Here is a 20,759-nt window from a genome sequence, read left to right on the forward strand (position 1 = left end):
GGGAAACCACGCCCTTTTTGTTTTTTCAGGGTTTGGTAAGCATAAAATGAAGAACATCCTCGCCATTCAGTCCCACGTTGTTTTTGGACATGCTGGCAATAGCGCGGCGGAATTCCCGATGCGCCGCCTCGGGGCTAACGTCTGGCCCCTCAATACCGTACAGTTCTCAAACCATACACAATACGGCAAATGGACCGGCTGCGTGATGCCGCCTTCGCATCTCACGGAGATCGTGCAGGGCATTGCCGATATCGACCAGCTCAAACGCTGTGACGCGGTTCTGAGTGGTTACCTGGGCTCCGCAGAGCAGGGGGAGCATATCCTCGGCATCGTTCGCCAGGCTAAAGCAGCCAATCCCGCAGCAAAATACTTCTGCGATCCGGTGATGGGGCATCCGGAAAAAGGCTGCATTGTGGCGCCTGGCGTGGCTGAATTCCATGTTCGCCATGCGTTACCTGCCAGCGATATCATCGCGCCCAACCTGATTGAGCTGGAGATCCTTTGCGAGCATCCGGTTAACAGCGTCGCAGAGGCGGTAAGCGCGTCTCGTGAACTGATAGCCCAGGGGCCTGAGATTGTGCTGGTGAAACATCTCGCCCGTGCAGGGCTGAGCAGAGACCGCTTTGAGATGCTGCTGGTGACCAAAGACGAAGCCTGGCACATCAGCCGTCCGCTGGTAGATTTTGGCCTGCGTCAGCCAGTGGGCGTGGGAGATGTGACCAGCGGATTGTTGCTGGTGAAACTGCTACAGGGGGCGACGCTGCGCGAAGCGCTTGAGCATGTGACTGCAGCGGTGTACGAAATTATGATTGCGACGAAAGAGATGCAGGAATACGAACTGCAGGTGGTCGCGGCACAGGATCGTATTGCGCAGCCGGAGCACTATTTCAGCGCAACACAGCTCTAAACTATGCCGGGTGGCGCTGCGCTTACCCGGCCTACAAATCCCGTAGGCCCGTGCAAGCGAAGCGCCGCCGGGCAATAACGACCCGGTTAATTCAATCCTTCCGCTTTCAGCGCCGCGGCCACCGCAGGGCGCTCCGCCATACGCGTCATATATGCTGCGATATGGTCTAACCCGTCCAGATTCAGCTTAACCGCACGCGCCCAGCGCAGCACGGTAAAGAGATACGCATCGGCAATGGTGAAGCGTGCCCCGCAGATATACTGGTCGTCCTTCAATGACTCATTGACGTACTGCAGCTTTTTCTCCAGCAGGGCGCGAACGGTCGGTTTGTACTCTTCCGGTGTATCCGGGCGGAACAACGGCGTAAATCCTTTATGCAGTTCGGTTGCAATGTAGTTCAGCCACTCGAGCGTTTTATAGCGTGAAACCGTACTTACCGGAGCCAGCAGCTGGCGATCGGGCACGCTGTCTGCCAGGTACTGCATAATGGCGACGCCTTCTGTCAGCAGGGTACCGTCATCCAGAAGCAGTGCCGGAACTTGTCCCTTCGGGTTAATCGCAAAAAAATCGTCGCCGTTTTCCAGGCGCTTTTTCATCAGGTCAACGCCGTCTAGCGTGAAATCTTTGCCGCTCTCGCGCAGGGTAATATGGGAAGCAAGAGAGCACGCGCCCGGTTTGTAGAACAGTTTCATCGGTAACTCCTTTTTGCTGAGGTTTCAGCTATGTTAGTGCGCAAGCAAACAAAAAAAAAGCCGCTAATAAATTAGCGGCTCATCGTTTCTCAATAACGTTACGCGGTAGCGGTTTCGGTCGCTTTCGTCGCTTTGTCGTCGTCCTGAGTCATGCGGTTCAGCTTCGGTGCCGTCAGCAGCATCAGCGCCGCGATAACCGCCGTTGCGATACCAATCTGCAGGAAGACGGTGCCGTACACATTCAGTGAAACCAGCGGGTCAGTCACGTTCTCAGGCACCGCCATCAGGTTTGCGATTTTACCTGCGATGATGGCTGCACCGGCAGTGGTCAGGAACCAGCTACCCATGATGAAGCCCATCAGACGCTGTGGCACCAGCTGTGCAACCATCGCCAGACCCAGACCGGAGATCATCAGTTCACCGATAGACTGCAGGGCATAGCTCAGGATCAGCCAGTTAACGGAGACGATACCGGCGTCAGTCGCAAATTTGGTACCCAGTGGCAGCACGAGGAACGCACCAGAGCACAGCACCATACCGATGGCGAACTTGTGCGGCATTGGCAGACGGTCACCCATCTTGTTATAGATAGCCGCCAGAATTGGGCTACCAATCATGATCCAGAACGGGTTCAGCGCCTGATACTGCTCCGGCTCGAACGCGATACCCAGGATGGAGTGCTCAACGTTGCGAATAGCGAAGAAGTTCAGCGAGGTTGGCATCTGGCTGTAGAGCACGAAGAAGATAATCGCTTCCAGCATCAGAATGAAGGCCACAATCATCTTGCGACGGGCCGCACCTTGCATCGCGAAGGCTTCTTTCGCGAAGATGATGACGATACCCAGTGCCACCACGCCCAGAACGGCACGTGCAACACCCTGGTTATGCAGCAACCAGGTGGCGATGGCCGCGAGGATAACAACACCCACGATGGTGGCCAGCAGTTTGCCCATGTGCACCGGTTCGAAATCAGGTTTTGAACCGTAGTCCTTAACCCAGCTACGGCAGAACAGGAAGTTCACAACGGTAATCAGCATACCGACAAAGCTCAGCGCAAACGCCACGCTCCAGCCGAATTTTGCGGCGAGCCATGGGGTTGCCAGCATGGAGAAGAATGAACCAATGTTGATGGACATGTAGTACATGGTGAATGCACCGTCCAGACGTGGGTCATCTTTGCTGTAGCAGGTAGAGAGCAGGGATGACGGGTTCGCTTTGAACAATCCGTTACCAACGGCGATGGTTGCCATACCCATATAGACTACGGCTGCGTCATGACCAGACCAGGCAACCAGACCATAGCCGATTGCCAGAACAATGGCGCCCAGCATAATGACACGCTTCGTACCCAGAACTTTATCACCAAGCCAGCCGCCAATCGCGACCAGACCGTAAACGAGGGCACTGAATGAAGAGAACAGCGTGATGGAATCGGCTTCGGACATACCCAGCTGTTTTACCAGGTAAACCGCCATGATCCCTTGCAGGCCGTAATAACCAAAACGCTCCCATAACTCGATAGAGAAGATGAGATAGAACGCTTTTGGCTGTTTAAAAGCGTTCAAACTCACGCTTTCATCTGTTGGTTTATTGTTTGCAGTTGACACATATACCTCTTTTTTTACATCCCATATTAACGGGGGTGTTCATAGCGTGATGGTCGGAGTCCATCCGCTTTATAGTTATATTGGGAGGAGAAACGGCGGGTAATGTTCACTATCCTGACCCGTCTGGCAATACGTTTGTAATAATCTGTTACATATAACTGAGCCGCTATAATCATCGGTTTCTGCAAATGTTATTCAGCGTTAAATTTCACACAATGGATTTTGTTGGTTTTTTTGACTGCGAAAAACCGGCGGATAGGGTTGTGTGGCGATATGTTCTGCTATTTACCGTTAAATGCAGTCATATAGCCCATATTCTGAAAAATGAGTGGTCTTATCTGCGGCCATTGAAGGATTACATCTTGTCTGGCAAAGGGTTTAGGTGGGATCTGACAACAAAAAATCAACATGAAGTTATCAGAGTGATCGCGATCACAAATGTATAGAAATTTTCGGTAGTGAAAAAACTATTAACCTGTTTGAGCGTTAAATGACCGAACAATTGACAGGGCGTAAGAGAACATAAGCGGACAACTTGCGGCCTAAAGGAAGGTTTTTAGTTAAGCCTTCCTTTAGTAAGGTCTTGATGATGCGAAAGTAAAAGAAATAGCGCCGTTCAGGGATACACTTTTTCTTTATATTCGCAGAGATCTTCAATGATACATGAGCCGCAGCGAGGCTTTCTGGCAATGCAGGTATAACGGCCATGCAGGATAAGCCAGTGATGACAGTCGACTTTGAATTCAGCGGGAACCACTTTTAACAGCTTCTCCTCCACCTGTTCGACATTTTTACCCGGAGCGAAGTTGGTTCGGTTAGCGACACGGAAAATATGGGTATCAACCGCGATGGTCGGCCAGCCAAACGCGGTGTTCAGTACCACATTCGCCGTTTTACGTCCCACACCCGGCAACGCTTCCAGCGCCTCGCGATCTTCCGGCACTTCACCACCATGACGCTCCAGCAAAATGCGGCAGGTCTTAATGACGTTCTCCGCTTTGCTGTTAAACAGCCCGATGGTTTTGATATAAGACTTCACCCCTTCCACGCCCAGCTCCAGCATGGCTTTCGGGGTATTGGCCACCGGATAGAGCAGGGCGGTGGCCTTATTCACGCTCACGTCAGTGGCCTGAGCCGAAAGCAGCACTGCGATCAGCAGCTCAAACGGCGAAGTGAAATTCAGCTCAGTCGTCGGGTGCGGGTTTGCGTCCCGAAGACGGGTGAGGATCGCAATGCGCTTTTCTTTGTTCATGAGGCTTTCCCGGGTATCCCTTCCTGCACGCTGCGCTCAGCCGCGCGGCGCTTACGTTTTTCATCAATCAGGTATTTTATCGCCAGCATCATGCCAAGGCCAATAAACGCACCCGGTGGCAGCATAGCCAGCAGGAACGGCGTATCCGTATGAAACACCTCGATGCGTAAAACTTTAGCCCAGCTTCCCAGCAGCGCGTCTGCGCCGTCGAAGAGGGTACCGTTGCCAAGAATTTCACGCAGTGAGCCCAGAACGAACATCGCGCAGGTGGCTCCCATTCCGATGGAGAAACCATCCAGGGCCGACATCGCCGGGGTGTTCTTCACGGCAAAGGCTTCTGCACGCCCCACCACGATACAGTTGGTAACGATCAGCGGGATAAAAATCCCCAGTGACTGATACAGACCGAACGCGTAGGCATTAATCAGCATCTGAACGACGCTCACCACTGACGCAATGATCATGACGTAAATCGGAATACGGATTTCCGACGGCGTCCAGCGGCGCAGGGTGGAAATGGAGAGGTTGGTCAGGGTCAGCACCAGCGTGGTGGCAAGCCCCAGCCCCAATGCGTTGGTAGCGGTGGATGTCACCGCCAGCAGCGGGCACAATCCCAGCAGCTGTACCAGCGCGGAGTTGTTCTTCCACAACCCCTGGACAATGACCTCTTTAACCTGGCTCATGCTCACTCCTCACAGGCCGGAAGATTGTTAATCTGCACAGGCAGCGTTTCTGCATACAACCCGGCACGTTTTACGGCATTCACGACGGCACGCGGCGTAATGGTGGCCCCGGTGAACTGGTCAAACTCGCCGCCATCTTTCTTGACGGCAAATGCCGTGTCCGCTTCGCCGTGGATCACCTTACCGGCAAAATGCAAAATCCAGTCGCTCAGGCGTGTCTCAATTTTATCCCCAAGGCCCGGCGTTTCGTGGTGTTGAGTCACGCGGGTACCCAACACGGTACCGGAAAAATCGGTACCCACAAGGAGCTGAATGGCACCGGAATACCCGTCTGGTGCCGTGGCCTCCATCACCACGCCCACCGCGTTATCGCCTCTACGGGCGATATAGAGATGATGCGGGCCTTTACCTAACTGCGGCGCCTGTACCACGAAACAGCTTTTCTGCAGGTCATTATCGTAGAAATCAGACGGCATCACCTGATCGAACAGCGCGCGTTGCTGCTTCGCGGCCTGTTCATCAATGGTCGTTTTGGTCAGTTCGTTCACCAGTGCCGTCATCCCGGTGAGGACAGCAGCGAAAATGGCCAGCGTGACGCCATGTTTTTGCATTGTTTTCAGCATCGCGAAACCCTTACCGATGGCCGTACACGCGCGGGCGCGTGTAGTAGTCAATGAGCGGAACGGTGATGTTGGCAAGCAGGACGGCGAACGCTACGCCATCCGGGTATCCGCCGAAACTGCGGATCAGCCACACCAGCAGACCGGCCAGCGCACCGAAGATCAGACGACCGCGATTGGTGGTCGAGGCGGTTACCGGATCGGTCAGAATAAAGAACGCGCCCAGCATGGTGGCACCAGAGAGCAGATGCATCTGCGGGCTCGCCAGGGATTCAGGAGAGAAGAGCCAGCCCAGCGTAGAGCAGACCGCGAGCGTGACCAGGAAGCTCACCGGAATATGCCAGCGGATCGCTTTCTGCTGCAGCAGGAACAGGCCACCCAACAGATATGCCAGGTTAACCCACTGCCAGCCTGCACCGGCCAGCACGCCGCTGTAGATGGCTGATTGCATGATCTGCTCAACGCTGTGCCCGGCACGCAGGGACGTTTTAAACGTATCGAGCGGTGTGGCCTGGCTGACACCATCCACACCCATACGCAACGCATTCATATCGGCACCGGACGCCGTATGGCCGGAAAAGATCACCTGAAGGGCATCCATAAAACCTGGCACCGTGGCGGCGATATCGTGCGGCGGCAGCCAACTGGTCATTTGTACCGGGAAGGAGATAAGCAGTACCACGTAGCCGACCATCGCCGGGTTAAAGGGATTGTGGCCCAGCCCACCGTACAGCTGTTTGGCAATAATCACCGCAAACACCGTACCGAGCACGATCATCCACCACGGCGCAAACGGCGGAATACTGATGGCCAGCAGCAGGCCCGTCAGCAGAGCGGAGTTATCGCTGAGAATACGGGAGATGTTCATCTTACGCAGCTTCAGCACCAGCGCTTCGGCCGCTACGGCGCTGGCACAGCCCAGTGCTAACTGGAACAGGGTTCCCCAGCCGAAAAACCAGAACTGAACGGCAATACCCGGCAGTGCAGCCAGGCAGACCAGCATCATAATGCGCGACGTCTGGCGCTGGTTATGGGTGTAAGGGGAACTTGCGATTCTGAAAACCATTTAATCCTCGTTAACTGCTTGCTGTGCGGCTTTCTTCGCCTGAACGCGTGCAATCGCGGCGGCGACGGCGGCTTTGCGTGGATCGTCGTTCGCGGCAGGCTGTTGTACTTCCTGCTGAGCCGCTTTCCGTGCTTTGGCGCGGGCGATGGCCGCTTCGACAGCGGCTTTGCGCGGATCGACTGGTGCCTCTTCTGCAGCTGGTTGTTGTTGCTGCGCCGCTTTACGCGCTTTGGCGCGGGCGATGGCCGCTTCGACAGCCGCTTTACGCGGATCGACCGGCGCCTCTTCTGTGGCCGGTTGCGGTTGCTGCGCCGCTTTACGCGCTTTAGCGCGGGCTATCGCGGCTTCAACGGCGGCTTTGCGCGGGTCTGTGGCCTCTTGCTCAGCGACTACCTGCTGCTCTCCCGCTTTTCGTGCTTTGGCGCGGGCGATGGCCGCTTCAACGGCCGATTTACGCGGATCGACACGGGTTTCTTCCGGTTGCCCTGTTTGCGCTTTTTCCGCCTGACGCGCGCGCGCCGCGGCCTTACGCGCTTCACGTGCGGCAATGGCTTCGCTGTTATCTGGCTTCTCACCGGCGGAGATCACCACAGGTTGCGCTGCGGTCGCTTTTTTCTCGCGCACGCGAGCCAGCGCCGCGTTAATGGCATCCTGATCTTTCTCGCCTGGCTGAACGGCAGCCTGCTTATGACGCTCCTGACGGGCCAGTTTTTCACGCTCCAGACGAGCCTGGCGGGCTTCAAAGCGGGCTTTCGCTTCGGCAGCGCGTTTTTCTTCCATCGAGATGGCATAAATCTCGGCCTTCTCCTGACGGAAGTACTGCACCAGCGGAATGTTGCTAGGGCAGACCCAGGCGCACGCGCCGCATTCGATGCAGTCAGCCAGATTATGCGCTTGCGCTTTATCGTGCAGCTGACCTTTGCTGTACCAGTACAACTGCTGTGGAAGCAGATCGGCCGGGCAGGCATCGGCACAGGCGCTGCAGCGGATGCAGCCTTTCTCTTCCTGCTCTTCACCCATTTCGGTGGGGGAGGGGGCGAGCAGGCAGTTAGTGATTTTTACGACCGGAACGTCCAGCCACGGCAGGGTAAAGCCCATCAATGGGCCGCCCATGATCACCATCTGATCGCTGCCGGGACAGAATCCGGCCTGCTCCAGAAGATGACGAACCGGCGTGCCCAGACGCGCCCAGACGTTCCCCGGACGAGACACTGACTCGCCCGTCAGCGTCACCACGCGTTCGGTCAGGGGTTCACCGTCTATCACCGCGCGTTTCACGGCGTAGGCGGTACCCACGTTTTGCATCAGCACGCCAATATCCGACGAGCGGCCGCCGTGGGGAACCTGTTTTCCGGTGAGTATTTGCGTCAGCTGTTTTGCCCCGCCCGACGGGTACTTGGTCGGAATGACGCGCAGGCTGATATCGTGGCTACCGGCGAGCACCGCGCGCAGCATGGAAATGGCCTGCGGTTTGTTATCCTCAATGCCAATCAGCACTTCACGAGGCTGCAGCACATGGGCGAGGATACGGGTCCCCTCCACGACCTGCGCGGCGCAGTCCTGCATCAGGCGGTCATCGGCGGTGATATAGGGTTCGCATTCAGCGGCGTTGATAATCAGGGTCTGAATTTTATCGCCGCCACCGCGCAGTTTGACGCCGGTCGGGAACCCTGCGCCACCCAGCCCGGCAACGCCGAACTGATGAATACGGTCGATAAGCGCTTCCCGGCTGCGGGCGCGGTAGTCGCTCCAGCCATCACGCTCGATCCAGCGGTCTTCGCCGTCGGCTTCAATAATGACGCTCAGTTCGGAGAGGGCTGACGGATGTGCAACGGTGTGTGGGGTAATCGCCACCACTTTACCGGATGTCGGGGCGTGGATCGGCAGCATACGTCCACGACCAAAGGTCAATGGCTGGCCGCGAAGGACGGTATCGCCTTCTTTAACGCACAACTCACCCTCAGCGCCAATGTGCTGCTTCAGCGGCATGACGAAACGGGTCGCCAGCGGAATTTGACGCAGCGGCGTGCCGCTGGACTGGGTTTTCATCTCTGGCGGATGGATCCCGCCGTCAAAGTCCCAAATCTTCTCTTTTCTGAAAGCAGAAAATAACTTAAGCATGTTGTTCCACAGGAATATTGCGAACCGGAATGGTTTGAAGATCCCACTTCCAGCTTTCGGTAGTCGTTTCAACCGGGCGCAACTCAATACATTGCGTCGGGCAGGGTGCCACGCAGAGGTTACAGCCGGTGCACAGATCCGCCACAACGGTGTGCATGGCGCGGGTGGCGCCAACAATGGCGTCGACAGGGCATGCCTGAATACACTTGGTGCAGCCAATGCAGTTCGCTTCGTCAATCACCGCGAGGGCACGCACGGGCTCCTGCACCTGCGCATCGCCATCAATGGGTTGCGGGTCGACGTTTAGCAGCGCTGCAATTTTCAGCATTACCGCTTCGCCACCTGGCGCACAGCGGTTGATTTTCTCACCCTGAATACCCACGGCTTCTGCATAGGGACGACAGCCAGGATAGCCGCACTGCCCACACTGGCTTTGCGGCAAAAGCTCATCGATTTTTTCAACAACAGGATCGTCCTCTACCGCGAATCGGCGGGAGGCGTAACCCAGAATCAGGCCAAACACCAACCCCAGCACGCTGATGGAGGCGATGGCAATCCAGATGGTATTCATTACAACTTCACCAGACCACTAAAGCCCATAAAGGCCAGAGACATTAAACCTGCGGTCACCAGCGCAATCGCGTTTCCGCGAAAGGGCGCAGGGATATCCGCTGCGGCGAGGCGCTCACGAATAGAGGCAAACAGCACCATCACCAGCGAGAAACCGACGGCGGCAGAAAAACCGTACAGCGCCGACTGCATGAAATTATGCCCGAGATTAATGTTCAACAGCGCTACGCCAAGAACGGCGCAGTTGGTGGTGATCAACGGCAAAAAGATACCCAGCAGGCGATAGAGCGCCGGGCTGGTTTTACGCACCACCATTTCGGTAAATTGCACCACTACGGCAATGACCAGAATAAAGGCCAGCGTACGGAGATAGACTAAACCCAGCGGGATGAGGATCCAGGTATCAATCAACCAGGCGCAGATGGACGCCATCGTCATCACGAAGGTGGTTGCCAGCCCCATGCCCATTGCCGTTTCCAGCTTTTTGGACACGCCCATAAACGGACACAGGCCAAGGAACTTCACCAGAACGAAGTTGTTAACCAGCACTGTGCCGACAAAGAGCAGTAAGTAATCGGTCATTATTCAGCCTGAAATAAAAAAGCCGCCTATTATCGGATAAACCACAACAGGCGACAACAGGTTATCTGTAAGGTTATTACGGATTCACGAAGGTGTTCTTCACCCGCGTCGAACGCTTGAAATAGGGCACCAGAAGCGCCGCCGCCAGTAACGGGAAAAGCAGCTGACGAACGGCCAGCGCGTCCGAAACCGGTGAAAAAGCAAAGGCTTTCACCGCCAGCAGTACGGAAACGAGCAGCCAGATGATGTAGTGCTTAGGCACATTTTTGCGGCGTTTAAAGAACGCAATGGTTAGCCACAGCGTGTAGTACCACATGCCTATGGCGAAGACGAACGACACGAACCACAGCGTAATATTCAGCACACTTTGCGACATCAGGGTCTGGATTGCATGAGGGGTAACCAGCGCGGTGGTATAAAGCAGCAGCGCAAGTGATGCGCTTAATAAGGCAACCAGCAGCCATGCCAGTGGGGCGATTAACCAGCCTCCAATTCTTTCTCCAGGCGTTGCGGTCATGAACTCTCCCATAAATCTGCGCGAAATGTTGTACAGCCAGTTTGCAGGGCGGAGAGTATATAACATTTCGCGCGGATGGCTACTTTCTTATAAAACGTAACGCCATACGGACTTAGGCACTTCGCCGACGTTAAACAAACGGCCACCGGAGACCAGCTCCGCACGGCGATGATCCGCTGCACGATACATATTGATGATGTCCTGATTATCCGACAGCGTGTAGTTCAGGTGGTCAAACAGTTTTTCCAGGCTCTCAAGGGAATTGATCTTGCGAAATTTTAATAAATAGTCCTGAACTGTCATATTAATAAGTTTCCATATAAAAGTGAGTCATACCCGTTAAGGTAATTCGTTTGAATAATAAACGGATTAATAAAGACGTAAACTGCCCACTCAGGTAACGCGACTAAATTAGGAGTTTTCTTTGCGAAAGATTCAGGCATCTGATGATGCCTGGAAGAGAAGGTTAACCGTGTTCACCAGGAGTGGCAATAAGTAACTGACATATTATGTCACTCTTTATTACCGTAACCGGTTACTTAGGTTGGGCGACAGTGACAGGCTCCGGCGGTTGGTAGTTATCGATGTGGCTGGCAACGCCAAGCAAAATGACCGATACCCCAAGAACAATCCATCCCGCTAATTCAATGATTCGATTAATAATTGACGTCATAATTCGTGTTTGTAATTTATCCATAAATACCGGTTGCAAATGTTACAGCGCCAGGGGGGAGACAGCAAGTGCTTTGGGAACGGTTCCCTTAAGCACAATCAGCGGGTTAACCCCATATAACAAAAACAACCGGAGCAGGATGCTATTTTAAGTCATATGGCACATGCTTAATCTGTCATGTGGCCAGGTTAGCCAGTGTGAAATAAGAACATCACAGGAGAGGGCAACACTATGAGTGATAGCATCCGTGTCGGGCTTATTGGTTACGGGTATGCGAGCAAAACATTCCATGCGCCGTTAATTGCCGGTACGCCGGGAATGGCGCTGGCGGCGGTGTCGAGCAGCGATGCCACCAAGGTGCATGCCGACTGGCCCACCGTTCCGGTTGTCTCTGAGCCTAAGCACCTTTTCAATGATCCGAATATCGATTTAATTGTGATCCCCACGCCGAATGATACCCATTTCCCGCTGGCGAAGGCGGCGCTGGAAGCCGGTAAGCATGTCGTCGTCGATAAACCCTTTACCGTGACGTTGTCTCAGGCACGCGAGCTGGATGCGCTGGCGAAAAGCCTTGGCAGACTGCTGTCGGTGTTTCATAACCGCCGCTGGGACAGCGATTTTCTCACGGTAAAAGCGCTGCTCAGCGAGGGAACGCTCGGGGAGATAACCTTCTTTGAATCGCATTTTGATCGTTTCCGGCCGCAGGTGCGAAATCGCTGGCGTGAGCAAGCCGGGCCAGGCAGCGGCATCTGGTACGATTTAGCCCCACACCTGCTCGACCAGGCCGTGAATCTGTTTGGCCTGCCGGTGAGTATGACGGTTGATCTGGCCCAGCTCAGACCCGGCGCGCAAACGACCGATTATTTTCATGCCATCCTGAGCTACCCGCAACGGCGGATAGTGCTGCACGGAACGATGGTTGCGGCTGCGGAATCTGCGCGTTATATCATCCATGGTACGCGGGGGAGCTACGTGAAATTTGGTCTGGATCCGCAGGAAGACAGGCTGAAAAACGGCGAGCGTTTGCCTCAGGAAGACTGGGGATATGATATGCGAGACGGGGTGGTGACTAAAGTGGAGGGGGAGACGCTGGTGGAAGAAACCTTGCTGACGAGCCCGGGGAACTACCCGGCATATTATGCGGCCGTGCGTGATGCGCTGAACGGCACGGGGGAAAACCCGGTACCAGCCAGTCAGGCGATTCAGATTATGGAGTTGATCGAACTGGGCATTGAATCTGCCAAACATCGCGCCACGCTCTGTCTGGCATAAGTGTTGTTGGCCGGGTAGGGCGTAGCCGCCACCCGGCAAAGGGGTTACGCGTTTGCCACCTTATCCTGAAGCGCCTGCTTCTCTTCCGGCGTGAGGAAGGCCATCTCCAGCCCATTAATCTGCGCCTGGCGGATCTGTTCGCGGCTCAGGCCCGCCTGCGGTGCGGCGACAGTATACTCGTGGATAATGTCCACGCCCTGTACCGCCGGGTCATCGGTATTCAGCGAGGCCAGCACGCCGTGCTCAAGGAAGGTTTTCAGCGGGTGCTTATCCAGCGCGGGCACGGTGCTGGTCTGAATATTGGAGGTTAGGCAGGATTCGATCCCGATACGTTGCTCGGCCAGGAAGTCCATCAGGGCGCGATCTTCCACCGCTTTTACACCGTGACCGATACGCTCGGCACCCAGTTCACGGATGGCCTGCCAGATGCTCTCCGGCCCCGCCGCTTCACCGGCGTGAACGGTTACATGCCAGCCGGCATCACGTGCGCGGTTGAAATGTGACAGGAACAGGCTGCCCGGGAAGCCCAGTTCATCCCCGGCCAGGTCGACTGCGGTGATCGCGTCACGATGCGCCAGCAGCGCTTCCAGTTCCTGCAGACAGGCCGCTTCGCCGAAGGTACGGCTCATGATGCCAATCAAACGGGCCTGCACATCGAAGGCTTTGCACCCTTCACGGACACCTTCAATAACGGCTTCAACCACGCCTGCAACGGGCAGGCTGTGGGTCATCGCCATATAGCCTGGCGAAAAGCGCAGTTCGACATAATGCAGGCCGTTACGGGCGGCATCTTCGATATTCTCAAAAGCGACACGGCGACAGGCATCCAGTGAGGCCAGCATCTTTACGCCCCAGTCGAGTTTGCTCAAAAAACTGACCAGATCCGGTTCATTAGAGGTGACCTGAACGTGCGGGATCAGGGTTTCAAGCGATTGAGCAGGGAGCGTTAAATTGTACTGGCGGCCAAGATCGAGGATGGTTTGGGCACGAATGTTACCGTCAAGGTGACGATGAATATCTGTTAAAGGCAGGCGTGTATCAATCATGGTCGCACTCTTTTCTGGTTAAAGTGCGCCACATTATAAAAACAAAACGAGGTAAAAAGCTATTTGCGCAAGGGAATATTCCGTTGCGCAAACAAACTACAGGAGCGTGTTGATACCCGCAATCAGCCGCTGCACCCCTTGTTCCAGCTTGCTGCGCGGGCAGCCGGCATTCAGGCGGATAAAACCGATGCCTTCGTTTCCATAGGTATATCCCGGCATGATGGCGACTTTTTGCTGCTCAATCAGTACGTTTTGCAGGGCGCGATCGTCAATATTTAACGGGCGCAGGTCAATCCAGGCGAGATAGGTCGCCTCGGGTGGCGTCCAGTTTAGTACCGGAAAAGCGCTGTTCATTTCACGTGCGATAAATTTCAGGTTCTCTTCCAGATAGTCGCGCAGCGCGGCAAGCCACGGCTCACCCTGCTGATAGGCGGCAATATGCGCCGTCAGTGCCAGCACGGAGGGAGAGGAGAGGCCGTCACGGCCTTTTAGCGCGCTCAGATACGCATTACGGCTCTCCTCATCGCCTATTAACCCATATGCGCCGGTCAGTGCCGGGATATTAAAGCTCTTGGAGCCTGAGGTCAGCAGTGCCCATTTACCGCGCGCGACCCTGTTCCATGGCGTGTGGCGATGTTCTCCCCATACCATGTCCATATGAATTTCATCGCTTATCACCGCCACGTCATAGCGCGCGCACAGTTCAGCCATCTGCGCCAGCTCCTCCTGCGTCCAGACCTTGCCGGTCGGGTTTTGCGGGCTGCACAGCAGCAATATTTTGTTTTCCGGTTTCGCCAGGGCGGCCTCAAGCGCGGCCATATTTCCCTGCCAGCCCGTCGCCTGTTTCTCCATCGCCACTGGCACTACGTGGCGCGCATTGCCTTCAATGGCTTTATAAAACGCATCATAAGCCGGGGTATGCACCACCACACCGTCTCCCGACATCGACCACAGGCGAATCAGCTCAGAGACCATATAGATCACGGAAGGGCCATAAACAACGGTTTCAGTATCAATCCGGCTGTTAAAACGTTGCTGGAACCAGTGCGTCACCGCGGCCAGGAATTCTTCGTTTTTCCAGCGGCTGTAGCCAAACACGCGGTGATCAATACGTTGATGTAGCGCATCGATAATGCAGGGGGCGGTGGCGAAATCCATATCAGAGATCGTAAAGGGCAGCAGGTCGGCGGCACCAAAACGGTCGGCAACATAATCCCACTGTGTACACCAGGTGCCGTGGCGATCGACAACGGTCGAGAAATCAAACATGACGTATGTCCTTAAAGTAAAACCCCCTCTGCGTGAGGGGGTGAGGCATCAGGCTTCGACTGTGCGCATCAGGGTGGCCAGCTCATCTTTGACCGACTGCACCTGCGGGCCGATAACCACCTGCAAATTGTGCTGATTCAACTGTACCACGCCGATTGCCCGGTTGGCTTTCAGGGCATTGGTATCCACTTTCGACATATCCGCCACCGACAGACGCAGACGGGTAATGCAGTTATCCAGAGAGGTAATGTTATCCGCACCGCCCAGCGCCGCCAGAATTGCCGGCGTGTTATAACCCGATTTACCCACTGTACCGGCAACGGCCTGTTCCACGCTGGTGGCGGTTTCGGCATCGCGGCCTGGCGTTTTCAGATTAAAGCGGGTGATGGCGAAGCGGAAGATACCGTAGTACACCACGAACCAGATCGCCGCCACGACCGGCACCAGATACCACTTGGTGGACAAACCATGCAGGATGCCGAACACCACGAAATCAATTACGTTGCCGTCGGTGTTACCGATGGTGACACCCAGCACCGCCATCACGGTAAAGCCCAGACCGGTCAGCACCGCGTGGATGAGATACAGCACCGGCGCGACAAACAGGAACAGGAATTCGATAGGCTCAGTCGTACCGCCTACAACGCAGGCGATTACCCCGGAAATCAACAGCCCTTTAATTTTGTGACGATTTTCCGGTCGGGCGCAGTGGTACATCGCCAGCGCCGCGCCTGGCAGACCGCCGAGGAAGGCCGGCATTTTACCCTGTGACAGGAAGCGGGTCGCACTCTCAGAGAAGCCATGAGTGGTTGGGCAGCTCAGCTGCGCCTGGAAGATGGTCAGCGCACCGCTTACATCATGACCGCACACTTCCATGGTGCCGCCTGCTTCGGTGAAGCGAATCAGCGCCACCAGGATATGTTGCAGGCCAAACGGCAGCAGCAGACGTTCGCCGGTACCGAAGATCATCGGGCCGAAATCGCCCGCGCCGTTAATGATACGGCCAATACCGTTGATACCGAGCGCAAAGACCGGCCAGATCAGCGGGATGACCAGACCAAACAGCCCCATGACCACGAGAGTAATAATTGGCACGAAGCGGGTGCCGCCGAAGAAAGCCAGGGCATCGGGGAGGCGGATATTGTGGAAGCGCTCATGCAGCATCCAGATAATGACCCCCGCGATCACCGCGCCGAGGATCCCAGTGTCGATGGACTGAATACCAATCACGCTCTGAATGTTGTTGGCTTTCAGCACCACAGCATCGGTAGTGGGCAGGATGCCTTTGGCGGTCAGCCAGAAGTTCACCGCAAGGTTCATCACCGCGTAGCCCACAAAACCGGCGAACGCCGCCACGCCTTTATTCTCACGCGCCAGGCCCAGCGGGATGGCGATACAGAACATCACGGGCAGGAAACTGAAGGCAAAGGAGCCGACCTTACTCATCCAGATAAAGATCGCCTGCAGCACAGGGGTACCGAGGATCGGGATCAGCGTAATGACGTCCTTACTGCTGAGCGAGCTGCCGATCCCGAGCATGATCCCGCAGAACGAGAGAAGCGCCACGGGCAGCATAAAGGTTTTACCCAGTTGCTGGAAAAATTCCCACAGCGATATTTTTTGTGCTGTTTTCGCCGTCATAAAACGACTCCTTTATTGTTAAAATCAGTTTGTCTGCTTCAATGCTGCGAGAAGATAAAACGTTTTATCAAAGTTTAGTGCGCGCTGAATCACATTCTCAGCCTTTCACTGGTAGTATAAAGATAACGTATTGATAAAACGTTTTACCGATCTCATTATCAGGGAGTCACGCCAACACATGGCTGTAGCGAAAAAGATCACCATCAACGATGTCGCGCTGGCGGCGGGCGTTTCCGTCAGCACCGTTTCACTGGTCCTGAGTGGAAAAGGGCGCATCTCTCCCGCGACCGGTCAGCGGGTTAACGACGCCGTTGAACAACTGGGTTTTGTGCGTAACCGTCAGGCGTCGGCCCTGCGCGGGGGACAAAGCGGCGTGATTGGCCTGATTGTGCGTGACCTGACTTCACCCTTTTACGCCGAACTGACCGCCGGGTTGACCGAAGCGCTGGAGGCGCAGGGACGAATGGTGTTTCTGCTCCACGGTGGACGCGAGCCGGACCAGCTTCTTTCCCGGCTCGACATGCTGCTCACCCAGGGCGTTGACGGTGTGATTGTTGCCGGAGCGTCGGGCGTGAGCAGTGAATTATGCGAGCGCGCGGCCGCTAAAGGGGTGCCGCTGGTCTTTGCGTCGCGCGCCAGTTATCTGGATGAAGCCGATACCCTGCGGCCAGACAACATGCAGGCGGCTCAAATGTTGACCGAGCATCTTATTCGTCGCGGACATCAGCGGATTGCCTGGCTCGGCGGAAAAAGCTCGTCGCTGACCCGCGCCGAACGGGTGGGCGGTTATTGCGCGACGCTGATTAAATACGGTTTACCGTTCCACAGCGAGTGGGTGGTAGAGTGTGAATCCAGTCAGAAAAAAGCCGCAGAAGCGATCGGTGCGCTGTTAAGCAGCAGTCCGACAATAAGCGCCGTGATTTGCTATAACGATGTGATTGCGATGGGGGCCTGGTTTGGTCTGATCCGCGCCGGGCGTCAGAGCGGTGAGGGGGGGGTTGAAACCTTCTTCGGCCATCAGGTGGCGTTAGGGGCATTTGCCGACGTTGGCGAAAATGCGCTGGACGATCTGCCCATCGTCTGGGCCACCACGCCCGCACGGGAGATGGGTTACACGCTGGCGGACAGGATCATGCAGCGCATCGAAAAAACAGACGTGCAGGCCGGGCACCAGATTGTGGCGGCGCGTTTGGTAACGGTGAAATAATCCAGAGCACGTTGCGGAGTGTAGGCCAGATAAGGCATCGCCGCCCCCCGGCAATAAAAAACCCCTCATGCGAGGGGTTTTGTCGTTTACTGCTGCGGCGCCGCAGGTTCGGCTGGCGCTGCTGGTTCAGCCGGTTCCGGCATGCCCAGGGCAGGCATACCAAACATGCCGACAAAGTCCTCCAGCGGCATTTTGTCACCGTTGAGCGTCACCTGGCCGTTGGCATACTGCAGGCTGGTGGAAATCGTGTTGTCGTCCACCTTTGTGATGCGGAACATCTGGCCCATCGCCGCCAGGCCTTTCACCTGCTGGTTTGCCAGCTTGCCGGCATCGTCATCGCCGTACCCTTCAAGCTTCGCAATCTGAGTCATAAATTCGGTTGCCATATCCATTGGGATCGTCAGCTTGCTGTCCAGAGACTTCACGCTGCGATCCACTTCCTGGGCCAGCGTTTGCGGTTCGCCCGTTGCGGTTGCCGGATCTTTCAGGAACAGAGACAGGTTAAAGCTGGTTTCGCCTTTGCTGTTTTTCCAGCTCAGCGGAGCGACGGTGATCACCGGTTCACCTTTGAGCAGAATAGGCAGGTTGTTGAACAGCACGGCCATCGCCTGCTGCTGATACACTTCCGGGTTCTGCTGCAGCGCGGCATCGGTCAGCAGCGCCTGGCTCTCTTTGCTGTATTTCTGGCTGAATTCATGCCACGCCTGACCGTCAATATTGCCGATCTTCAGCGAAAGCTTGCCGGTACCCAGGTCCTGATTCTGCACTTTCAGGCTCTTCAGGGTGTAATCCAGCTGAGTATTGATGCTCTTACCGTCTTTGGAGACATCCGATTTACCATCAACGTCCATGCCTTCCAGCACGGCCATCTCTTTACCTTCAATCGCAATGGCAATCTTATCAATCGAGAGTTTCTGATCGCCGATACGCTCTTTGAAGTCGGTCATGCGGCTGTTGCCGTCTGCTTTCAAATTGTTGAAGGTAATCTGTACATTCTGATCGTATTCGTTAACTGCGTTGACCAGACCGCTTTGCGCTTCCCCTGTCAGGGAGAGCACGTTCCCTTCGCGGTCAGCATCTACGGTGAAGTTGCCACCGCTGAAGGTGACTTTCTCGTTCTCTTTCTCGTAGTTCAGCGCCTTCAGCGCGATATTCGAGCGGGTGTCACCGGCATAGCTGATGCGGGTATCAACCGCGAAAGGTGATTCATTTTTTGCCAGATCGAACAGCGGCTTAGTTAAGTCGTTATTCACCAGCACGGTGTGAACGGACGCCATTGATGGGATCAGGTTAAAGGACTTCAGCTGCGCCAGCGGGAACGGACCGTGACTTACCACCTCATCCAGCACCACCGTCTGGCCCGGCTTCAGCCAGCCATTTTCATTTCCGGCAACGGGCTTCACCACAAGCTGCATATGGCTGGTGAATACCCCGCGCTCATAATTCTGATAGCTCAGCTCTACACCCGCTTCCGGTGCGCCACGCTTAATTTGGCTGTTAGCCTGTGCCACCATCTCAGCCAGACGGCTCTCCAGCTGCTTCCCGGTAAACCAGGATGCTCCCGTCCAGACTACGCCTAACGCTACAATCACGCCTACCGCTACGACCGATTTTTTCATTGCGACTATCCCTAAAATGAAACCAGGCGGTAGAAACCGCCCGGAGATATAAAGCCTGCCACTAGCTTAGCAAGAGTTGTTAAAAAATTCAGTATTGTCTAAAGCTTATTAAATACGCGCGCCAGGCGACCGGTACCGCTCACGCTGACCGGGGACTCATTAGCAGCAACGAATGCTGATTCACCCGGCTTAAGCACCAGACGCTGTTCGCCTTTATGCAGTGTCGCTTCACCCTCAACGCAGAACAGGATCGCCGCGCTCTCCTGCGCGATGGTCGTTTCGGTCTGGCTGAGGTCGTGCAGGGAGAAAGCAAAATCGTCAACCGGAATAGGGAAGTCCAGCTCTGCGCCATTTTTGACGGGCTGAGTAAGCAGCTCGGCAGCAGGTTTTGCCACAAACTTCACGTTAGCCACCAGTTCAGGGATGTCGATATATTTCGGCGTCAGACCCGCGCGCAGTACGTTGTCCGAGTTGGCCATTACCTCCAGCGCCACACCCTGCAGATAGGCATGCGGCGTTTCCGCGAACAGGAACATGGCTTCGCCCGGGTTTAGTTTCACCACGTTCAGCAGCAGCGGGGAGAACAGGCCGCTGTCGTCCGGGTAAAACGCAGAAATCAGACGGATGGTGTCCCATGGTTCGCCCTGCTGGCCGTCCAGCGCCGCTTTCAGCACCGCCAGGGCGTGGGATTTCTCGTCGCCCTGCATGTTGAGCAGGCTGGCGAACAGCTGGCTCAGGCTTTCCGCGTTCGGATTTGCCAGGAAATGTGCGATAGCGTTATGCGCTCCTGCGACCGGCTGCAGCAGAGAGATGATCTCGGAGAACTCGCGAAACGCGTTCATCGCCAGGAAAGGGGTCAGCGCAAAGACCAGCTCCGGCTTGTGGTTCGGATCTTTATAGTTACGCTCGGCGGCATCTAACGGGATACCGGCCGCATTCTCTTTTGCAAAGCCAATTTCAGAGGCTTTCTTGTTCGGGTGAACCTGGATGGAGAGAGGTTGATCGGCACACAGCACCTTAAACAGGAACGGCAGCTCGCCAAAACGGTTGGCCACGCTGTTACCCAGCAGCGTGGCTTTATCGGCATCAATTACGTCGCGCAGCGCGCGCACCTGGCCGCTGGCATCTTCAACTTTTGAGCTGCTCTTCGGGTGGGCGCCCATCCACAGTTCTGCCATCGGCAGGTTGTCCGGGTTCGCGATACCGTAGAGTTCCGTTAACGCAGTTTTACTTCCCCAGGCGTAGTTTTGCACTGAGTTGATGAGTTTTTGCATTATCAAGCCCTGATTCAAATGTGGAATAAACTCCGGGTATTAAAGCAATAAACCACCTGGAAGTAACCTGCGGATGTAAAAAGTCGTACTAGTCTCAGTTTTTGTTAAAAAATTGTGTAGGATAAGCTGACTCGCTTTTAA

Annotated in this window: 20 protein-coding genes; 3 read left to right on the forward strand and 17 right to left on the reverse strand. The window is 55.4% G+C overall.

Annotated elements, in window-relative coordinates; genetic code table 11:
* Positions 1-46 precede the first annotated feature (46 nt).
* Positions 47-907 carry a pyridoxal kinase PdxY gene (gene pdxY / locus AC2FAK_RS07870; RefSeq protein ID WP_038420903.1) on the forward strand — a complete coding sequence of 287 codons (861 nt, stop codon included), beginning with the start codon at positions 47-49 and terminating at the stop codon, positions 905-907.
* Between the two features lie 86 nt (positions 908-993).
* On the opposite strand, the gene gstA is transcribed toward pdxY, so the two are convergent.
* The 12 genes from gstA to blr form a co-directional block, all read right to left on the reverse strand.
* Positions 994-1,599, reverse strand: coding sequence for a glutathione transferase GstA (gstA, locus tag AC2FAK_RS07875; RefSeq protein ID WP_013096906.1), 606 nt, complete (start codon positions 1,597-1,599; stop codon positions 994-996).
* Between the two features lie 98 nt (positions 1,600-1,697).
* Positions 1,698-3,206, reverse strand: coding sequence for a dipeptide/tripeptide permease DtpA (dtpA, locus tag AC2FAK_RS07880; RefSeq protein WP_013096905.1), 1,509 nt, complete (start codon positions 3,204-3,206; stop codon positions 1,698-1,700).
* Between the two features lie 616 nt (positions 3,207-3,822).
* Positions 3,823-4,458, reverse strand: coding sequence for an endonuclease III (nth, locus tag AC2FAK_RS07885; RefSeq protein WP_020688297.1), 636 nt, complete (start codon positions 4,456-4,458; stop codon positions 3,823-3,825).
* The gene (locus AC2FAK_RS07890; protein ID WP_023622212.1) at positions 4,455-5,141 is read right to left on the reverse strand and encodes an electron transport complex subunit E; all 687 of its coding nucleotides are present in this window, start codon (positions 5,139-5,141) and stop codon (positions 4,455-4,457) included. The genes nth and AC2FAK_RS07890 overlap by 4 nt, the downstream gene beginning before the upstream one ends.
* 2 nt (positions 5,142-5,143) lie before the next feature.
* On the reverse strand, positions 5,144-5,764 hold the full coding sequence (gene rsxG, locus AC2FAK_RS07895) for an electron transport complex subunit RsxG (RefSeq protein WP_095454798.1): 621 nt from the start codon (positions 5,762-5,764) through the stop codon (positions 5,144-5,146).
* Positions 5,765-5,774: 10 nt separating this feature from the next.
* The gene (gene rsxD / locus AC2FAK_RS07900) at positions 5,775-6,827 is read right to left on the reverse strand and encodes an electron transport complex subunit RsxD (protein WP_044158702.1); all 1,053 of its coding nucleotides are present in this window, start codon (positions 6,825-6,827) and stop codon (positions 5,775-5,777) included.
* Positions 6,828-8,948, reverse strand: coding sequence for an electron transport complex subunit RsxC (gene rsxC / locus AC2FAK_RS07905; RefSeq protein WP_095454797.1), 2,121 nt, complete (start codon positions 8,946-8,948; stop codon positions 6,828-6,830).
* The gene (gene rsxB, locus AC2FAK_RS07910) at positions 8,941-9,519 is read right to left on the reverse strand and encodes an electron transport complex subunit RsxB (protein WP_013096899.1); all 579 of its coding nucleotides are present in this window, start codon (positions 9,517-9,519) and stop codon (positions 8,941-8,943) included. Before rsxB ends, rsxC begins: the two co-directional genes overlap by 8 nt.
* Positions 9,519-10,100 carry an electron transport complex subunit RsxA gene (gene rsxA, locus AC2FAK_RS07915; protein WP_013096898.1) on the reverse strand — a complete coding sequence of 194 codons (582 nt, stop codon included), beginning with the start codon at positions 10,098-10,100 and terminating at the stop codon, positions 9,519-9,521. Before rsxA ends, rsxB begins: the two co-directional genes overlap by 1 nt.
* A 76-nt stretch (positions 10,101-10,176) precedes the next feature.
* Positions 10,177-10,617: a DUF2569 domain-containing protein gene (locus tag AC2FAK_RS07920; protein WP_013096897.1), complete on the reverse strand. Its 441-nt coding sequence runs from the start codon at positions 10,615-10,617 to the stop codon at positions 10,177-10,179.
* Positions 10,618-10,704: 87 nt separating this feature from the next.
* Positions 10,705-10,920, reverse strand: coding sequence for a transcription modulator YdgT (gene ydgT, locus AC2FAK_RS07925; protein ID WP_013096896.1), 216 nt, complete (start codon positions 10,918-10,920; stop codon positions 10,705-10,707).
* Between the two features lie 232 nt (positions 10,921-11,152).
* Positions 11,153-11,278, reverse strand: coding sequence for a division septum protein Blr (blr, locus tag AC2FAK_RS07930; protein ID WP_168112406.1), 126 nt, complete (start codon positions 11,276-11,278; stop codon positions 11,153-11,155).
* A gap of 243 nt (positions 11,279-11,521) precedes the next feature.
* Here blr and AC2FAK_RS07935 point away from each other — a divergent pair, with 243 nt between their 5' ends.
* Positions 11,522-12,562: an oxidoreductase gene (locus AC2FAK_RS07935; protein ID WP_013096894.1), complete on the forward strand. Its 1,041-nt coding sequence runs from the start codon at positions 11,522-11,524 to the stop codon at positions 12,560-12,562.
* Between the two features lie 44 nt (positions 12,563-12,606).
* On the opposite strand, the gene add is transcribed toward AC2FAK_RS07935, so the two are convergent.
* The 3 genes from add to malX all read right to left on the reverse strand — a co-directional run bounded on the left by add (position 12,607) and on the right by malX (position 16,518).
* Positions 12,607-13,608: an adenosine deaminase gene (gene add, locus AC2FAK_RS07940; protein ID WP_320736867.1), complete on the reverse strand. Its 1,002-nt coding sequence runs from the start codon at positions 13,606-13,608 to the stop codon at positions 12,607-12,609.
* A 96-nt stretch (positions 13,609-13,704) separates the two neighbouring features.
* Positions 13,705-14,877, reverse strand: a complete 1,173-nt coding sequence (locus AC2FAK_RS07945; protein WP_095454796.1) for a MalY/PatB family protein — start codon at positions 14,875-14,877, stop codon at positions 13,705-13,707.
* Between the two features lie 48 nt (positions 14,878-14,925).
* A complete protein-coding gene (malX, locus tag AC2FAK_RS07950) occupies positions 14,926-16,518 on the reverse strand; it encodes a maltose/glucose-specific PTS transporter subunit IIBC (protein WP_095454795.1) in 1,593 nt (530 codons plus the stop codon).
* Positions 16,519-16,696: 178 nt separating this feature from the next.
* Between malX and AC2FAK_RS07955 the strand changes: the two genes are divergently transcribed.
* Complete coding sequence (locus tag AC2FAK_RS07955) at positions 16,697-17,725, forward strand: Mal regulon transcriptional regulator MalI (RefSeq protein ID WP_029882782.1); 1,029 nt, start codon at positions 16,697-16,699, stop codon at positions 17,723-17,725.
* An 86-nt stretch (positions 17,726-17,811) separates the two neighbouring features.
* On the opposite strand, the gene AC2FAK_RS07960 is transcribed toward AC2FAK_RS07955, so the two are convergent.
* Both AC2FAK_RS07960 and manA read right to left on the reverse strand, forming a co-directional pair.
* Entirely contained in the window at positions 17,812-19,344 is a 1,533-nt protein-coding gene (locus tag AC2FAK_RS07960; protein ID WP_095454794.1) for a YdgA family protein, read from the reverse strand.
* A gap of 98 nt (positions 19,345-19,442) precedes the next feature.
* Complete coding sequence (gene manA, locus AC2FAK_RS07965) at positions 19,443-20,618, reverse strand: mannose-6-phosphate isomerase (RefSeq protein WP_013096880.1); 1,176 nt, start codon at positions 20,616-20,618, stop codon at positions 19,443-19,445.
* Positions 20,619-20,759 lie beyond the last annotated feature (141 nt).

The sequence above is a fragment of the Enterobacter cloacae complex sp. 394F7 genome (assembly GCF_057320385.1).